Annotated in this window: 16 protein-coding genes; 14 read left to right on the top strand and 2 right to left on the bottom strand. The window is 59.2% G+C overall.

Going from position 1 to position 17,493, the window contains the following annotated elements; translation table 11 throughout:
- Positions 1-2: 2 nt before the first annotated feature.
- Entirely contained in the window at positions 3-2,126 is a 2,124-nt protein-coding gene (locus AC0V6U_RS09650) for a site-2 protease family protein (RefSeq protein WP_486169449.1), read from the top strand.
- 2 nt (positions 2,127-2,128) lie between these two features.
- Here AC0V6U_RS09650 and AC0V6U_RS09645 read toward each other — a convergent pair whose 3' ends face one another.
- A complete protein-coding gene (locus AC0V6U_RS09645) occupies positions 2,129-3,187 on the bottom strand; it encodes a response regulator (RefSeq protein ID WP_486169448.1) in 1,059 nt (352 codons plus the stop codon).
- A 224-nt stretch (positions 3,188-3,411) separates the two neighbouring features.
- On the opposite strand from AC0V6U_RS09645, the gene AC0V6U_RS09640 reads away from it, so the two are divergent.
- The 13 genes from AC0V6U_RS09640 to AC0V6U_RS09580 are packed head-to-tail and all read left to right on the top strand — an operon-like array spanning position 3,412 to position 16,680.
- Entirely contained in the window at positions 3,412-5,262 is a 1,851-nt protein-coding gene (locus AC0V6U_RS09640; protein ID WP_472642956.1) for a methyl-accepting chemotaxis protein, read from the top strand.
- Between the two features lie 28 nt (positions 5,263-5,290).
- Positions 5,291-5,566 carry an STAS domain-containing protein gene (locus AC0V6U_RS09635; protein WP_472642955.1) on the top strand — a complete coding sequence of 92 codons (276 nt, stop codon included), beginning with the start codon at positions 5,291-5,293 and terminating at the stop codon, positions 5,564-5,566.
- Positions 5,563-7,809 carry a chemotaxis protein CheA gene (locus AC0V6U_RS09630; RefSeq protein WP_472642954.1) on the top strand — a complete coding sequence of 749 codons (2,247 nt, stop codon included), beginning with the start codon at positions 5,563-5,565 and terminating at the stop codon, positions 7,807-7,809. Before AC0V6U_RS09635 ends, AC0V6U_RS09630 begins: the two co-directional genes overlap by 4 nt.
- Positions 7,806-8,690: a CheR family methyltransferase gene (locus tag AC0V6U_RS09625; protein ID WP_472642953.1), complete on the top strand. Its 885-nt coding sequence runs from the start codon at positions 7,806-7,808 to the stop codon at positions 8,688-8,690. Before AC0V6U_RS09630 ends, AC0V6U_RS09625 begins: the two co-directional genes overlap by 4 nt.
- Entirely contained in the window at positions 8,687-9,724 is a 1,038-nt protein-coding gene (locus AC0V6U_RS09620; protein ID WP_472642952.1) for a protein-glutamate methylesterase/protein-glutamine glutaminase, read from the top strand. Before AC0V6U_RS09625 ends, AC0V6U_RS09620 begins: the two co-directional genes overlap by 4 nt.
- Complete coding sequence (locus AC0V6U_RS09615) at positions 9,721-10,290, top strand: chemotaxis protein CheD (protein ID WP_472642951.1); 570 nt, start codon at positions 9,721-9,723, stop codon at positions 10,288-10,290. The genes AC0V6U_RS09620 and AC0V6U_RS09615 overlap by 4 nt, the downstream gene beginning before the upstream one ends.
- Positions 10,291-10,312: 22 nt before the next feature.
- Positions 10,313-10,684, top strand: coding sequence for a response regulator (locus tag AC0V6U_RS09610; protein ID WP_472642950.1), 372 nt, complete (start codon positions 10,313-10,315; stop codon positions 10,682-10,684).
- 21 nt (positions 10,685-10,705) lie between these two features.
- Positions 10,706-11,146: a chemotaxis protein CheW gene (locus AC0V6U_RS09605; protein WP_472642949.1), complete on the top strand. Its 441-nt coding sequence runs from the start codon at positions 10,706-10,708 to the stop codon at positions 11,144-11,146.
- Positions 11,143-11,421, top strand: coding sequence for a hypothetical protein (locus AC0V6U_RS09600; RefSeq protein WP_472642948.1), 279 nt, complete (start codon positions 11,143-11,145; stop codon positions 11,419-11,421). Before AC0V6U_RS09605 ends, AC0V6U_RS09600 begins: the two co-directional genes overlap by 4 nt.
- Positions 11,422-11,466: 45 nt before the next feature.
- Positions 11,467-12,588 (top strand): FAD-dependent oxidoreductase, encoded by a 1,122-nt coding sequence (locus AC0V6U_RS09595; RefSeq protein ID WP_472642947.1) that lies wholly within the window; start codon positions 11,467-11,469, stop codon positions 12,586-12,588.
- A gap of 46 nt (positions 12,589-12,634) precedes the next feature.
- Positions 12,635-14,776 (top strand): FAD-dependent oxidoreductase, encoded by a 2,142-nt coding sequence (locus tag AC0V6U_RS09590; RefSeq protein ID WP_472642946.1) that lies wholly within the window; start codon positions 12,635-12,637, stop codon positions 14,774-14,776.
- A 5-nt stretch (positions 14,777-14,781) separates the two neighbouring features.
- Positions 14,782-16,062 (top strand): NupC/NupG family nucleoside CNT transporter, encoded by a 1,281-nt coding sequence (locus tag AC0V6U_RS09585; protein WP_472642944.1) that lies wholly within the window; start codon positions 14,782-14,784, stop codon positions 16,060-16,062.
- Positions 16,063-16,074: 12 nt separating this feature from the next.
- Positions 16,075-16,680: a CDP-alcohol phosphatidyltransferase family protein gene (locus AC0V6U_RS09580; RefSeq protein ID WP_472642943.1), complete on the top strand. Its 606-nt coding sequence runs from the start codon at positions 16,075-16,077 to the stop codon at positions 16,678-16,680.
- Here AC0V6U_RS09580 and AC0V6U_RS09575 read toward each other — a convergent pair.
- Complete coding sequence (locus AC0V6U_RS09575) at positions 16,670-17,467, bottom strand: DUF1499 domain-containing protein (protein WP_472642942.1); 798 nt, start codon at positions 17,465-17,467, stop codon at positions 16,670-16,672. The two genes, AC0V6U_RS09580 and AC0V6U_RS09575, sit on opposite strands and share 11 nt — an antisense overlap.
- Positions 17,468-17,493 lie beyond the last annotated feature (26 nt).

Raw genomic sequence — 17,493 nt, 5'->3', positions numbered from 1 at the left:
AGATGCCAAAGCCGCCTCCGCTGCCCGCGTTGCGGCAGGAATTGCGGATCGAACCAGGCGCGCCGCTGGTCAATGGAGCGCCGAGCTGGAACCTGTTTGACCCGGTCCGCCATGCGTTCTTTCAGCTGGGTCAGATCGAATTTGTGATCTTTTCGCATTGGGCGAGCGGCAATCTGGCCCGAATCGGTGATGATCTGGAGCAGCGCGGCCTCACCAGCGACGAAGCCAATGAAGCGTTCAATGCCGTCGTAGAATTCGCTGCGACCAATGGTCTTACCGTCGGCCCCGTGGGGCGGGACAGCGTCTCCGCCTTTATGGAGCAGCGCGCCAGCAATAAGAAAGCGGCGTGGAAGTGGTTGCTCGACAATTATCTCTTCATCCGCATTCCTTTGGTTAAACCTGCGCGTTTTCTAGAGCGCACGATTGAGCATGTCCGCCCGCTGTGGTCGCTCTACAGCCTGGTGTTCTTCGCTGCGCTCGCGCTCACCAGCCTGTTTCTGGTTTCGCGCCAGTGGGATGCCTTCATGGCGTCGTTTCTCTATTTCTTCAGCTGGCAGGGCCTGATCGCATACGGCGCAGGCTTGTTCTTTGTGAAGATCCTGCACGAGCTAGGCCATGCCTACACCGCGACCCGCTATGGCTGCCGCGTGCCGACAATGGGGGTCAGCTTTCTGGTGATGATGCCCGTGCTCTACACCGATACGACTGCGGCCTGGCGGCTGACATCGCGCAAGAAACGCCTGGCAATTGATTGCGCAGGGGTGGCCGCAGAGCTGATGGTGGCCAGCATTGCGACGATGCTGTGGGTGATCCTGCCCGATGGCACCGCGCGCAGCGTCGCCTTTATCCTGGCGACAACCAGCTGGATTATGAGCCTCGCGATCAATCTCAATCCGTTCATGCGCTTCGATGGCTATTACGTGCTGTCGGACTTTCTCAACGTGCCCAATTTACAGCCGCGCGCCTTTGCTCTGGGCAAGTGGAAGATGCGCGAAATCCTCTTCGGACTAGGCGTCGATGCCCCGGAGGAAGTGCCGCGCAAGCTGAGGCGCGGGATGATCATCTATGCCTATGCGACATGGATTTACCGCCTGTTCCTGTTCACCGGGATTGCGATCCTGGTCTACAATTTGTTTTTTCAACCGCTCGGCCTGATCCTGGCGATTGTGGAGCTCGCGGTGTTTATCGGCCGCCCGGTGTTTGCCGAAATGCGAGAGTGGGCTGGCCTTCGCAAATCGATCACCAGCACCCGCCGGGGTAAGGCGTGGTTTTGGATATTGGGCGGGCTGCTGCTGGCTGCGTTCCTGCCGCTGGACCGGCATGTGACCGGCTATGCTGTCCTGACCCCGGTTGGCGCTGCGCCGATTGTTTCAGGAGAGCCAGCACGCGTGGTCAAAGTGATTGCGCAAAACGGCCAGACAGTCACCGCTGGCGATCCGATCATAGAGCTCGACGCGCCAGAACTCGCAGCAGATGCCGCTTCCACCAAAGTGCGGATTGCTCAGCTTGAGCTGCAAATGGGCCGATCCATGGCCGACAGCCGGGACCGGTCCAATCGCGCTGTGTTGGAGCGCGAACTGGCGAGGGAGCGCGGCAAGCTGGCTGGACTGGAACGACGGGCTGACAAGCTGATCCTGCGCGCTCCCGGGCCGGGTACGGTCTCCGGACTGATGCCGGATATGCATCCCGGGCGCTGGATCGGCGGGGAAGAAGTGATCGCCCATGTGGTAACGCCGAGCGATTACGACGTTCAGGCCTATGTGCCAGAGGACGAAATTTGGCGCCTTAGCGATGGTGCGCTCGGCACATTTGTAGCCTCCGACGCAGGCGGGCCGTCGCGCTCTGCCAAGCTGGTTGAGATGTCTTCCAGCGCGATTGCGCGGTTAGAACAGCCGATCCTCGCCTCGACCAATGGCGGGCCGATTGCGGTCGATAAGGATGGCGAGGAGCTGGCCCCGAGGGAGGCGCTTTACCGTATTCGGATGATCGCGGAAAAGGGTGCGCTGAGCGGCGCGGATTATCAGATCCAGCTGGTGCCGGGATCGGTTCAAATCCGCACCGAAGGGCGCTCTTTTGCGGAGTGGGCGGCGACCGAACTCGCGCGCATGTTCCGCCGCATTTTCTGAACCTAGGCTGCGAGCTGATCTGCACCGGCTGACTTGCTGGTGAGTTCGAGCGCCTTTGCGGCCAATTCTTCAACGCCGAGATAATGCGTGCCCGCACTGGCTCTGCGCGCGGCATCAATCCGTTCGCCATTACCAGCCACAGTGGCCTGTTGCAGCAGGGTTTCCTTGCCCGCATCGCGCAGCATCGCCAGTCCTTTGGCGCCGTCGCTGCCGGGTCCTTCTAGCAGGCCGCCGACACATTCGACGCCTGCGCGCGACAATGCGCCAAACAGCAGGTCCGCCGAAGGACGCACACCGCCGACCGGATCACGGTCTACCAAGCGCAGAACGGGTGGCGGCCCTGCCTCGATCATTGCATGATAATCGCTGTCATAGGCGATGTAGACCGTGCCTTGCTCCATCACGGCGCCATTGCTGGCCTTGGCCAAGGTGCAGGCCACAGAAGAGGATAGCTTCGCCATGAAGTCTTGCGCATCGCCTTCATCGCAATCGAGCGTGATCAGCGTGGGCGGGCAATTGGCGGGCAGGGCGGCCAAAATCTGCCTTAGCGGACCAAGGCTGGTGTTGCCGCCCGACAAAGCGAGCACTTTACCATCCCAATCATAGCCTGCCGCGGCTTCATCTGCGCCGCCGCCAGCAGTCTCGCCGCCGCTCTTAAGTTCACCATTCACCGCATCGAGCACAATCTTGCCCAGCTCAGCGACGGCGGCTTTAAAGTTCTCTTGTGAGGTGTTCACCGGCTTTGGAAAGCACGCCACCGCGCCCAGATCGAGCGCGCGTTGAGCTGTGCCCGTGCCGCTTTGCGTAATGCTCGAGAGCATCACCACGGGCAGCGGGTTTTCCTCCATGATTTCTTGCAGAAAATCGATCCCGCTCATCCCCGGCATCTCAACATCCAGGGTGATGATATTGGGTTTGAGCTCTTCTATCTGATCGCGCGCATCGTCGGCGTTTCGGGCGGTGCCGATCACTTCAACATTGCGGGATTGTTCAAGAATATCGCAAAACAGTGCGCGCATTGCGGCTGAATCATCGACGACTAAAACTCGAGCTTCTTTCATTGGAAGAGGTGTTCCCATGCGTTGTGTTTAACCAAAGGCGCGCGCGGCTGTGCCCCACGCAAAGCATCTCTGCTGTGAAACCGTGTTTACTGAATGGATGCTAAAGAGCTCGGCGATAGCCCTTCCGTATTCGTCCCTAGACCCCCGGCAATTCTCCCTTGATGCCCGCTGGCTACACCCTGTCTCAGCAATCAACGCAGACCAGCCAGACATAGGGGCTATCCATGACAATTCAGAAGCTGACCCGCATTGGAGGGGCGGCCATTCTTGGCATTATCGTCGTGTCACTACTTGTGATGACATATTCGCTTAACAAGATTCGCATTGGCAGTGATCTCTATGCGCAAAACCAACTTACGGATGAGCTGATCGCCGATATTATGCCTCCGCCGCAATTTTTGGTGGAAGCGCTTCTTGAAGCGAACTTGCTCGATGAAAAGCCAGAGTATTTTGACAAGTACACCACCTATTTGGCGCGGCTTGAAAAAGAGTGGGGTGAGCGCCGCGAATATTGGGCCGCGTCTGCTCTGCCAGATAATATCAAGGCCGCACTTGAAGAAACCGCGGCAAACGATGGTGAGGCCTTCTGGAAAGAGGTCAATACGGGACTGATCCCAGCTGTTCGGCGCGGTGACGGCGACGCTGCTGATGCCTCGTTGGATCGGTTGCTGCCGATATTCGAATCCCATCAGGCTAAGATCGACGCGATTGTCGAAAGCTCTTTTGCGCTAAAGGATCAAACCACTGCGAGCACTGAAACAACGGTTTTTTGGACTTCGGTCTCGATAGCCGTGATGGGGCTGTTGCTGTTGGGATCAATGATAACGGGTCTTGCGCTGCTCAAACGCCGGGTTCTCAATGCCCTGACGGCGACATCTGAGACCATGACTGCAATGGCGCAGGGTGATCTGGACGCTGGCAAAACCTCTGAACATCGCCCTGACGAAATTGGTGAGATGACCAAGGCGATCGAGGTGTTCCGCGATGCGTCGAAAGCGCAGGCAAACAGTGCCGATCAACAACGCGAGGTGGTCGAGCAATTGACCACGGCGCTCGACAGGTTGGCTGATGGTGATCTTGCTTATCGGATCGAGACGAAACTCGATCCTGAGTATGAGGCGCTGCGCACCAGCTACAACAACTCGGTCGACCGCTTGGGCACATTGATGCAGCAGGTCAGCGAAACGGTGACCAGTGTTAACACTGGTGCTTCGGAAATCCGGGCTGCGTCTGATGATCTGGCATCGCGCAATGAAATGCAGGCTGCTCGCCTGGAAGAGACCGCAGCGGCGATGAGCCAGGTCACCGAATTGGTCAGAACATCCGCCAAGAAAGCGGCAGAATCGCAGCAGTCGATCTCTGGCACCCATTCGGTCGCACATGATGGCGGAGCCGTGGTCAAACGCGCCGTGGATGCAATGGCTTCGATTGAGAAATCGGCCAATGAAATCACGCAAATAATTGACGTGATTGATGGAATTGCGTTCCAGACCAACCTCTTAGCCTTGAACGCTGGCGTGGAGGCCGCCCGTGCGGGCGACGCAGGCAAAGGCTTTGCAGTGGTTGCGAATGAGGTTCGCGCTCTCGCTCAGCGCAGCGCCGATGCAGCGCGTGACATTAAAGAGCTGATCACGACGTCGACGGAACAGGTGGGTGAAGGCGTGGAGCTGGTCGGTGAAACCGGCAATCTGCTGGAAAACATCGTGGAACGCATTGCGACGGTAAATGAGCAGGTGACAGATATCGCCGATGCTTCTCAGTCACAGGCGGAGAATCTGGAGCAGGTCAACGTGTCTGTCGGCGAGATGGACCGCATGACGCAGCAGAACGCAGCCATGGTGGAGGAATCCACCGCGGCCGCCCGCAGCCTGGCCGATGAAGCGCGCGAGCTTGGCGGTTTGGTTGGTCAGTTCAGAGTGGGCGATGATGCCTCTCAAGCTGCGCAATCGCCAAAGACTGTCGTCGCCGTGCGGCAGGACACCAAGAGAGCTGCACCGGCTCAAAAGGCTCCGCCCGTATCCGGCAATCTCGCACTCGCGGCTGATGTGAGTGACGACGACTGGAGCGAGTTCTGATCGCGATTGGGTCCAGTGGAGAACTGCCATGACAAAGCTGAAATTGCCTGCGGTGTGTAATCGCGCCGCGACCGAAATCCTGCGCGACGATCTGGTCGATGCGGTCGGTTCTGAAGCGATGGATGGACCTTATCCCGTGGATGCGGGTGAGGTCGAGCAGATGAGCCATGCGGCGCTTCAACTGCTTGTCTCGGCGGCCAAAACTGGTCCCGGTGTGCAAATTGATCCGGCCTCCGACGCGTTTCGCAATGCTGTCAAACTGGCTGGGCTCGGGCATGTGTTTTGGGAGGCGAGTGAGACATGAACCTAGATGATATCCAAAATGTCTTCTTCGTCGAATGCGAAGAATCGCTGGAGGCAGCAGAGGCGGGTCTAGAGACCTGCAAGGCCGGAGAGCACGACACCGAAACGATCAATGCGATCTTTCGCGGCGTGCATTCCATCAAGGGCGGTGCGGGCGCATTTGGCCACGCTCCGCTGCAGGCCTTCACGCATTGCTTTGAGACTTTGCTGGCCGATGTCCGCGAAGATGCGGTTGAGCTGACACCAGAGCTGGTCGATCTGTTCTTGCATGCGCTTGATTGCTTGCGTGATCATGTCGATGCGGCGCGTGAAGGGCAAGATCCGCCTGACGACACAAATCTGATCAAGCAATTGACCGATGCGCAGGCTGCAAATGCAGGCGCTGCCGATGCTGCGGGCGATGAAAGCGCCGCCGCAGAACCAGCAGCTGAGCAAGCGCCTGCTGGCGCCGATGATGGCCTTGATCTCGATGCGCTGCTTGATGACCTCGAAACAGGACCGGCAGCAGTTGAAGACACCGCAGAGGCAGAGACCAAGCAGGGACCTGCGGCAAAGCCGATCCACGTCCATTTCCGCCCGCATGCCCCGTCCATGACCAATGGCGGCGATCCGCTGCTGTGGCTGCGCGAGCTTGAGCTGCTGGGCGGCAAGGTGAGCGAATGCGATATATCGTCCGTCCCGCAGCTTGATAATTTTGACCCCGCCACTGGCTATTTGGGCTGGAGCTTCGAAGTGCCTGAAGAGGCCGGTGAAGACGCAGTCAATGACATTTTCGATTTTGCCGGCGATGGCTGTTCTCTGACCATTGGCGAAGGCGCGGCTATTCCTGAGCCGCAGCTTGGCAAAGCGCAAAGCGACGCTGCTGATGCGGCGGACGCGGATGCCAAACAGGCTGAGCCGGGCAGCAAAGCCGCACAGCCGAGCGAAACCTCGGCCGAGAAAGCGGACGCAGACAAAGCGGATATTCCGGCCAAAGCCGCACCCACGCCAGCAGCAAAGCCTGCGGCGGCGGCCTCTGCCAATCAGGCTGCGCGGCAATCGCGTGAAGGGCAATCGATCCGGATTGATCTGGCAAAGCTGGACCGCCTGATCGACGGCGTCAGCGAGCTGGTGATCGCGCAGGCGATGCTGGCCCAGCGTCTCAGCGCGGATGACATGTCGCATTGCGAAGAGCTGACCATGCTCGACGGCCTGATCCGCGATATGCAGGAGCGCGCCATGGCCATTCGCGCGCAGCCGATTGGCACAGTCTTCAACCGCATCCCGCGCGTCCTGCGCGAGCTTGCGAATTCGACCGGCAAACACGTCAAATTGGAGCTGGTGGGCGAATCCACAGAGCTCGACAAGACCGTTATCGAAATGCTCAGCGAGCCGATGACACACCTGATCCGCAATGCGGTGGATCACGGCATTGAACCAGCCGAAGAGCGCCTTGCGGCTGGCAAATCTGCCGATGGCACGCTGCTGCTTCAGGCGGAGCACCGCGGCGGGCGGATCGTCATTCGCATCGAAGACGATGGGCGCGGTATCAACCGCGAGGTTGTGTTCGCCAAAGCGCTGGAAAAAGGCGTTGTGACCGAAGATCAGCAATTGTCGGACGAGGAAATCGACAACCTGATCTTTGCGCCGGGTTTCTCAACCGCTCAGCAGGTTTCCAATATCTCGGGCCGCGGTGTCGGCATGGATGTGGTGCGCCAGCATGTGAAAGAGCTGGGCGGACGGATCACGATTGAATCGCAGCCGGGCAAAGGCACAGCCTTCATCCTGGCCCTGCCGCTGACCCTGGCGATTTCTGATGGCATGATTGTCCAGGTGGCTGGCCAATCGCTGGTGATCCCGCTGGCGCATGTGGTTGAAAGCCTGCGCCCGACGGCGGATCAGATCAAAGGCATGGGCACAGACCGGCAAATGCTGAATGTGCGCGAGACATTCGTGCCGATCATGCCTCTGGCTGGTTTTGTCGGCTCGGGCACCGGTCCGGCTGAGCCGACCGATGGCGTTTTGGTGATTGTTGAGACTGAGAATTGCGGGCAAGCCGCGCTGCTGGTCGATGAAATCACCGACCAACGCCAATTTGTGATCAAGAGCCTCGATACCCATTATCGTTCGATCGAAGGCGTGGCGGGCGCTACAATTCTTGGCAATGGCCAGGTCGCGCTGATCGTCGATGTCGACCGCCTGGTTCAAGAGGCCGCATCGCCCACTTCTTTGCCAAACACCCCGGCTGAGGCAGTGGCGGCATGAGCCTGATGCTGACCCCTTCTGGCAAGATGGACGACAGCATTGTGCCTGGCGTTAGCCCGCAGGTGTTCAGCCGTGCGGATTTCGCCAAAGTTGCTGATTTTACGCATCGCAAATCCGGCATCGTGTTGTCGGAAGGCAAGATGATGCTCGTCTATTCGCGGCTTGCCCCGCTGCTGCGCCGCTGCAAGTGCACGACCTTTGCCGAATATCTTGCGCTGATTGAAGAGGATCAAAATCAGGCCATCGCAACCGTCGCGGCGCTGACCACCAATCACACCTATTTCAACCGCGAAGAGCATCACTTTGAGCATTTCGCAAAGCATGTGCGCGGCGATCTGGTGGCGAAGGCGCTGTCAAAACAGCCCGTGCGCATCTGGTCAGCGGGCTGTTCCAGCGGCGAAGAAATCTGGACCCTGATGCTAACCTTGCTTGGTCCGGATCGGATTGAAGGAAAACAGATTGCCAAGAGCAAGTTGGTCGCCTTGGCGAGCGATCTGGCGGAGCATGCGGTAAGCGCGGCCGATGCTGCGACTTACCAAAAAGACGCCATGAAAGAGATATCGCAGGCCTTGCTAGACAATTGGTGCAAGGCTGACGGCGACACCTTGAAAATCGGGCCAGAGGCGCACGGCCTGGTGCGCTTTCGCCAGCTCAATTTGCTGGGCGATTGGCCGATCAAGAACACTTTTGATGTGATCTTTTGCCGCAATGTGATGATCTATTTCGATCATCCGACAAAGGAGCGTTTGGTGTGGCGTTTGGCCAACCAAGTGCGCCCTGGCGGATACCTCTACATCGGTCATTCCGAGCGTGTTTCCGGGCAAGCAGCCGAGCTGCTCGAGCCGGTTGGCCCCACCATTTATCGAAGGAGAGGCGCATGACTATTCGTGTTCTTATCGTCGACGATTCCATGACGATGCGTAAACTGTTGCAAGAACGCCTGTCGCGTGACCCAAGCATCGAGGTGGTCGGAAATGCCTGCGACGCTAGCCAAGCGCGGGCGTTAATGAAATCGCTCAACCCGGATGTTGTGACGCTCGATATCGAGATGCCGGGCATGGATGGCCTATCGTTCCTGCAGAAGATCATGGAATTGCGCCCGACGCCGGTGATCATCGTGTCTGGATCGACGCAGGAAGGCAATTCCACCACAGCGCAGGCGATGGCTTTGGGCGCGGTCAGTTGCTATGCGAAAACCGATCGACACGGCGGCTTGCCATTGGATGATGGCGGCCGGCTATGCGCCTTGGTGCATGAGGCATCGCAGGTGAAATTCGTAAAAGTCGCAGCAAAGGATCCTGTCCAGCCTAGCGGCGAAGCCAACGCAGGCGGCGCAAAGCCGAAACTGATCACAATTGGCTCATCAACGGGCGGCATTGAAGCACTGCGAACCGTGCTTGCTGGTTTTACCAAAACCTGCCCGCCGACCATGATCGTTCAGCACGTCAATGCCCGCTTCGCGCCAGCCATTGCGCAAACATTGGATGCCGTGTGCGAGGCGAGGGTCGTGATTGCAGAAAACGAAGTCCCATTGAAGGAAGGGCACGTCTATTTCGCGCCAGGCGGCGACAGGCATATGACCGTTGCGGGCAGCAATCCCGACAATTTGCGTTCCGTCCTGCGCGCTGGCGATCCTGTTTCCGGGCATATCCCCAGCGTCGACATGTTGTTTGCCTCAGCCGCCAAGGTTGGCGGGCCCAATGCGCTCGGCGTCTTGTTGACCGGCATGGGCGAAGATGGCGCCAAGGGTCTGCTCAAAATGGTTGAGGCAGGCGCGGATACGATTGCCCAAGATGAGGCGTCCTGCGTGGTGTTTGGCATGCCGCGCGCGGCGATTGCGCTTGGGGCTGCGAGTTCGGTGCTGCCCCTCAAAGACATCGCAAAGCGCCTCACAAGCTGGAGGCAATACGCATGAGCGCATCACTCTCCAAACCAGCCGATATCAGCCGTCCAAACCGAAAGATTACGGTCATGCAGGGCGATGCCTGTGCCAGCGCTGACCCAACGGTCGAATACACCACCATTCTGGGCAGCTGCGTTGCGACGGCATTGTATGATCCGGTCGCAAAGATCGGCGGGCTCAATCACTTTCTGCTGGCTGAGCCTGCGGTTGGTCAAAACAAGACCGAGGTGGATGAGCATTTCGGCGTCTATCTGATGGAGCTTTTGATCAATGAAATGCTGGCTCTGGGCGCGAAGAAATCCCGTTTGAAAGCGCGCCTTTATGGCGGCGCGAACATGCACGTTCAGCTGAAACGGATCGGTTCGGATAATGCCGCCTTTGCCCGCGCATTTCTGGCCCGTGAAGGGATCGCTTTGGTCCACGAAGATCTTGAGGGCCAAAACGCGCGGCGGATCAATTTTAAGCCTGCCTCGGGCCAGGTCCGTTGCACCACCACACAAGCCGCAGCTGCTCCGCCAGTTGCTCCCGTCACTCAGACACAGTCTCGCGAAACGCGCGGCGATGTCGAACTCTTTTAAAAGGTTGGAAAGGAGCTTAGCCATGAGCCGAAACATTCGCATACTTACAGTCGATGACAGCCCCAGCATGCGCGCTTTGCTGCGCCATTCTCTGACCGAACAAGGGTTTGAGGTGGAACAGGCCGAGGATGGCGAGATTGCGCTGTCGTGGCTGGCTTCGAACGAGGTCGATTTGGTGATCACCGATATCAACATGCCGAACCTCGATGGATTTGGCCTGATTGAGGAGCTGCGCGCAAGCGCCCGCCATGCAGAGCGGCCCATTCTGGTGCTCAGCACCGAAAGCTCAGCGGAAAAGAAGCAGCGCGCTCGCAATGCCGGGGCGACCGGTTGGATTGTGAAACCGTTTGACGCTGAGAAACTGGCGGTCGCCGTGCGCCGCGTGATCCATTGAGCGAAGGAAAAGAGAGAAACGATGCAACGCGAACTCATTACATTTGAAGTCGCAGGCCAATTGTTTGGTCTCGACATTATGGCGATCCTGGAAATCCGTGCGTGGTCGCCGGTTACTCTGCTGCCGCAGGTGCCGGATTATGTCTCTGGCGTGGTGAACCTGCGCGGAACGGTGGTGCCGGTGCTGGACCTGTCTGTGCGGCTCGGCTGGGAGGCGACCGAGGCGACCTCTCGCAATCCGATCATCGTCAGCGATTGGGACGGGCAAGCGCGCGGCCTGATCGTCGACAGCGTAAATGACATCGTCTCCTTCGATGCCGACAGCCTGCAAAAGCCAGATGCGATCGCCAATGACAAGGTCGCTGGTTTTATTGAAGGGCTCGCGCCGATTGGCGACAATATGGTGATGATCCTCAATCTCGCGAAACTGATGAACGATGAAGAGCTCTCGCTGGCGGCATGACAAAACAAGTGATCCCCTCAGAGCTGCTCGGTAATATATCGGGTGAGCTCATTCAGCTGGCCGAGATTGTCGAAGGCCTCGGCGAGGCATTGTGCGGCGACGAACAGGTGCTTTCCAAGCATTTGTCGCAATTGCAATCGGTCGATCTGGTGTCGCAGTCGCTGCGCTGTCAGGCGGGCCTGCTGGCGTCCGATAATGCCATTGCCGATATCGAAAAGGTCAGCCTGCAGGATTTGCAGGACCGCTTATCCAAAGGACTTGAGTGCCTGAGATAGCGCGCATTCTTTGACATCGGCGGGCGGGCGCGCAAATGGGCAGTGATGACTGCCCGCGCGCCCTTTGAGATTCTGCTGATCGGCGGCGGACATGCGCATCTTGCGGTGCTGGCGGACTGGATCCGTAACGGCTTGCCAGCAAAGCGCGCAGCCGTGCTCACTCCCTCGCGGTTTTTGCGATATTCCGGCACCGTGCCTGGCTGGATCGCTGGCGAATATTCGCCGGAGGATGGCCTGGTCGATGTCGAGGCTTTGGCGAAGCGCGCGGGCGCTGAATTCATAACGGACCGCTGCATCGCAATCGACCCAGAGGCGCGCTCTGTCATGACGATGAGCAGCGGGTTGGTTGCCTTCGAGACATGCTCGATCGACACTGGCGGGGTGGGCAGAGCCGCGCGCGTCCTGGGCGATGATCCGCGCATTGCCGATGTCCGCCCGATTGGTGCCTTCGCTGAGCGCGTGCGCGAATGGAGCCAAACGGCGGACGCTCGGCGCGTTGCCGTGATCGGTGGCGGGGCAGGCGGGACCGAGCTTGCTTTTGGCCTGCGCAATATGCGCGGCGGAAACTCAAAACCTGAAGTCACACTGATCACTGGATCAGATGGCCTTCTGCCGGGCTTCGCAGCGAGAGCGCGCAGCCTCGTCCAATCTGAGCTCACCAACCAAGGGATCAAAATCGCAACAGAAGACGCCCGCATCGAAAGCGGCCAATTGCTCGCCGGTTCGCATTCCCTAGAGCCCGCCGATCTCATCATCGCCGCCATCGGCAGCGGCGCGCCCGATTGGCCCGCAGCGGGTGGGTTAGCGACCGATACGCAAGGCTTTATCGCCGTCGATGCGCAGCAGCGCAGCCTCTCCCACCCGCATATCTTTGCCGCCGGAGACGTCGCCAGCCGTCAAGACCGGCATGTTCCGCGATCCGGCGTCCATGCGGTCCATACCGGCCCTGTGCTCGCGGCCAATATTCGCGCCGCTGCGGTCGGCCGAGAGCCCAGCGGCACCTACTATCCGCGCCCGGCCAGCCTTTACCTGATCTCCACCGGCAATGGCTCGGCTATCGCGGTCTATGGAGAGCTGGCGGCACGCGGGCGCTGGGCGGCAAAACTCAAACGCTGGATCGACAAACGCTGGCTCGCCTCCTACGCGAGGCTGACGGGCAAACAGTAACCGCTTAGCCTGCCCACGCGAACTAAGGGTCAGCACAGGGAAACCCATGAAGAAGATCGTCATCATAATCGCGCTGATTGCGCTGATTGCCGCCTATTTCATCTTTGATCTGGGCCAATATCTCTCGATTGCCAGCGTGAAAGAGCAAGCCGCCGACATCGATGGCTTCTACCAAGAGAACCCTGCTTTGGTGATCGGGATATTCTTCTTGGTCTATGTTGCGGTCACCGCTGCCTCACTACCCGGTGCGGCGATTATGACGGTTGCTGCTGGCGCGTTCTTTGGCCTGGTTGTCGGCACGATTGTCGTCTCTTTCGCCTCGACCATTGGTGCAACGTTGGCATTCCTTGCCTCGCGCTATGTCCTGCGTGACAGCATAGAGGCACGCTTTGGCGACCGGTTAAAGGCAGTGAACAATGGTCTGGAGCGTGACGGCGCGTTCTACCTGTTCACCATTCGCATGATCCCGGCGATCCCGTTCTTCGTCGTCAATCTGGTCATGGGCCTTACCCGGATCAAAACTTTCACTTTTGCTTGGGTCAGTCAGATCGGCATGCTGCTCGCCACGGCCGTGTTCGTGAATGCGGGTACGCAGCTTGCTCAGATCGACAGTCTTGAGGGCATTTTGTCGCCCGCGCTGATCGGCTCTTTCGTGCTGCTGGCAATCGTCCCGTGGCTGGCCAAGCTGATCATCGGCTGGATCAAGCGGCGCAAAGTCTATGCTGGCTTTACCAAGCCCAAATCCTTCGACCGTAATATGGTGGTGATTGGTGCAGGCTCAGCCGGGCTGGTCTCCGCGCTTATCGCCTCCACGGTGAAAGCCAAGGTGACACTGGTTGAAGCAAACAAGATGGGCGGCGATTGCCTCAACACGGGTTGCGTGCCGTCAAAGGCGCTGATCAAGAGCGGCAAGGTCGCCGCGATGATCCGCAATGCCGACAAATATGGCCTTACCGCAGCCGAGCCGGAGGTGCCGTTTAAACAGACGATTGCCCGCGTTATGGGCGCGGTGAAAGCGATTGAGCCGCACGACAGTGTGGAGCGCTACACCGGACTCGGCGTCGATGTGATCGAAGGCTATGCGAAGGTGATCGATCCGTGGACGGTGGAGATCGCGCGCAATGATGGCGGGACAGATCGCTTGACCACGCGCAGCATCGTGATCGCAGCGGGCGCAGAGCCGTTCGTCCCGCCGCTCGATGGGTTGGAAGACAGCGGCTATCTCACCTCCGATACTATGTGGGATGCCTTCGCCGAAATGGAAAAGGCGCCCGCGCGCGTCGCGGTGCTGGGCGGCGGACCGATTGGTTGCGAAATCAGCCAGGCCCTTGCGCGTCTCGGCTCCAATGTGACCCAGATCGAAATGGCGGACCGAGTGCTGGGCCGCGAGGATGAAGAGGTCTCTGCACTGGCGCAGCAATCGCTGGAGGAAGCGGGCGTAACTGTTCTGACCGATCACAAAGCGGTGCGCGCAGAAAGCGGCGCGATTGTGGTTGAGCACGCAGGCAGTGAGAGCGCGATCCCCTATGATGCGCTGATCATTGCCGTCGGTCGCAAGGCGCGTCTGACCGGATATGGTCTGGAAGAAATTGGCGTCGACACCAGCCGCACGGTTGTGACCGACGAATTCCTCGCCACGAAATTCCCTAACATCTACGCCGCTGGCGATGTTGCTGGCCCTTATCAATTCACCCACACCGCCAGCCATCAGGCCTGGTTCGCCAGCGTCAATGCGTTGTTCGGCCAGTTCAAACGGTTCAAGGCGGATTACCGCGTGATCCCGGCGGTGACTTTCCTAGATCCAGAGGTTGCCCGCGTTGGTCTCAACGAGATTGAGGCGAGGGAGCAGGGCGTCGCCTATGAGGTCACCCGCTATGATCTCGACGATCTCGACCGCGCAATCGCCGAAAGCGAGACCAAGGGCTTCGTCAAAGTGCTGACCCCGCCGGGCGGCAAAGACACCATTCTGGGCGCGACCATTGTCGGCGCGCATGCAGGCGAATTATTGGCCGAATACACGCTGGCGATGAAACACAAGCTGGGCCTCAACAAGATCCTGGGCACGGTGCATCCCTATCCAACCATGGCCGAGGCGAACAAATTTGCTGCTGGCAATTGGAAGAAAGCGCACAAGCCGGAAAAACTGCTCGCCTTGGTTGAGAAATATCACACCTGGCGGCGCGGTTGAGCGGCTTGGAACTCTTCGATCAGTTTCGCGGCATCATTGGCCTTGCGCTGCTGGTGCTGATCGCATGGGGCCTGTCTGAAAATCGCGGCGGGCGGCCCAGCTGGGCTTGGATCGCAGGGGCGCTGGTGATGCAGGGCGCGCTCGCGCTGATCATCGTGCGCGTGCCATTTGTGTGGGCCGCAATGGAATATGCCAATGCCGGTGTGGCCGCGATTGAGCGGGCGACGCTCGATGGCTCATCCTACATGTTCGGTTATCTCGGCGGTGCGCCGCTCCCGTTTGAGCTGAAAGAGGGCGTGGATGCGCCGCTGATCGTGGCGTTTCAGATATTGCCGTTGGTGATTGTGCTTTCCGCCATTGCTGCCCTGCTGTGGCATTGGGGCGTGCTGCGCTGGCTGGTTGCCGGTCTATCCTACATGCTGCGCCGTACGCTGAAAGTCAGCGGCGTCGTGGGGCTCGCGGGCGGCTCCAACATGTTTCTCGGCGTGGTGGAAAGCCCGCTGGTGATCCGCGCCTATTTTGCGAAAATGAGCCGGGCAGAGCTGTTTCAGGTGATGGTGCTGGCCATGTCTACCATCAGCGGCGCTGTGCTCGTGCTATACGCCTCCACCCTGTCAGAAACGGTGCCCAATGCGGTGGGCCATATGATTTCCGCCTCGCTCGTCTCGCTGCCTGCAGCCTTGCTGATCGCGAAATTGATGGTGCCGGGTGACGCGGATAAGGACATCGCGACAGAGATCGACCGCGAAGATCCGGGCCTCAAATACGAAGGCAGCATCGACGCCATCGTCAAAGGCACAATGGACGGGATGCAGCTGTTTCTGGCCGTAGTGGCGGTGATCATCGTCGTCTTCGCGCTGGTTTCTCTGACCGACCAGGCGCTGTCCCTGCTGCCCTTGGTCGGCGGGGAGGCGCTCACATTAGGACGCATTTTCGGCTGGCTGTTCTCCCCGCTGATGTGGGTGATCGGCGTGCCGTGGGATCAGGCGCAGGATGCGGGCGGATTGATGGGGACGAAGGCGATCCTCAATGAATATGTTGCCTTTCTGGAGCTATCGGCCCTGCCAGAAGGCACATTTGATCCGCGTAGCCTGCTGATTGTGACTTATGCTTTGTGCGGCTTTGCGAACCTCGCCAGCATTGGCCTGTTGGTCTCGACCATTGGCACTTTATGCCCGGAACGCCGGGCAGAGGCCGCTGGGCTAGGCATCAAGAGCTGGATTGCAGGCAATATCGCCACCGCCATGACGGGCGCGTGGATTGGCCTCGTGACATTTGGGACGTAAAGCCCAGACACAATGCTCGACGCTAAACTCCGCCCTCTAATTGATCCGCCGCTCAACCGGATGGGCGCCGCACTGGCGCGTATCGGGGTGAGCGCGAATATGTTGACCTTTGGCGGGTTGGTCTTGGGATTGGCCGGGGCGGCGGCGATTGCCTTTGGCGAATTGTGGTTGGGCCTCGCGCTGATTATCGCCAACCGCTTGGCTGATGGATTGGACGGTGCGGTGGCGCGCGCGACGCAGCCGAGCGACCTTGGCGGCTATTTCGACATTGTTGCCGATTTTGCCTTCTACGTCTCGATCCCGCTCGGCTTTGGCTTGCTTGATCCGGCGAACGCTTTGCCTGCACTGGTGCTGGTCGCCGCGTTCGTTTTAACCGGCACCAGTTTCCTCGCCTTTGCGGTTATCGCGAGCAAGCGCGGTGAACAGACAGACGCCCACGGGAAAAAGAGCTTCTTTTACTCGACCGGCCTAGCGGAAGGCGCTGAAACCATTGCGGTTTTCATCGCAATGTGCGTGTTTCCGGCATGGTTCGCCTTCATCGCATACGCGTATGCGGGTCTGTGCGTCATAACCGTTTTTCAGCGCAGCGCCTTGGCCGCAATTCAGTTTAAGGATTGAGCCGCTTTTCGACGTTCGCACGCAGCTCTTCGATCCGCGCGGCATTGGCGCCTAGATCGCTCACCCCGACCCGGCTGATCGAACGGAAATCAATCTGATTTTCCGCGATACGAGCGGTCACATCATCCTTGAAGCCGAACCAGAATGTTTCTGCCAGACCGTCAACTCTGCCAGCTTCGGTATCGGCTACGACATTGTCAAAACCCATGTCTTCCATCGCCGCGGCAACTGCGGCCACGGCGTCCGCTTGACTGGTGCTGCCGAGCGGCAAAGGCGCGAGATCCGCATAGGCTGATGTGATCAGCTGGGCGTGGGATTTGCCGGCGATCTCAGGATCGCTTTCTTTCCACATGTCGATTTGGCCGAGCGGGGTCTGATAATCATTGATCGGGTTCGCGCCGCTTTCATCGCGCGCGGCCAGCGCCGCTGCAGAAAGGCCGGGAGGGTTCGCGGTGTCGGTCGCAATATCGTGGATCGGCGGGATCGCGCCAGCCTGGGCGCGGACCATCGCCAGCGCGCCAAAAGCGGTCGCGGGGATCGCGATTGCGAGCAAGGCCAAGAGCCAGCCCTTGCGGGGTTTTCTGAATATGCAGACCACAAAGGAAACCAATGCCGCCAGCGCCACGCCGCCAAGCAACAGCGGCCCGACCTTGGCGATCAGAGTGCCAAGGCCTGTCTGCCAGCTCCACAATCCAAACTTGGTGCCCAGAGCTGAACCGGCGAAATAGACCGGCAAAAGCAAGGCGAGGACGAAAACGAAGCGGCTGTGCCAAGGTGTTGTTTGCATGTCCGCACCTCTAGCGAGGCAGCCCA

It is taken from the genome of Erythrobacter sp. W36, assembly GCF_057364935.1.
The sequence above is the reverse complement of the archived record's forward strand: the minus strand, read 5'-3'. Positions and strand labels throughout refer to the sequence as shown.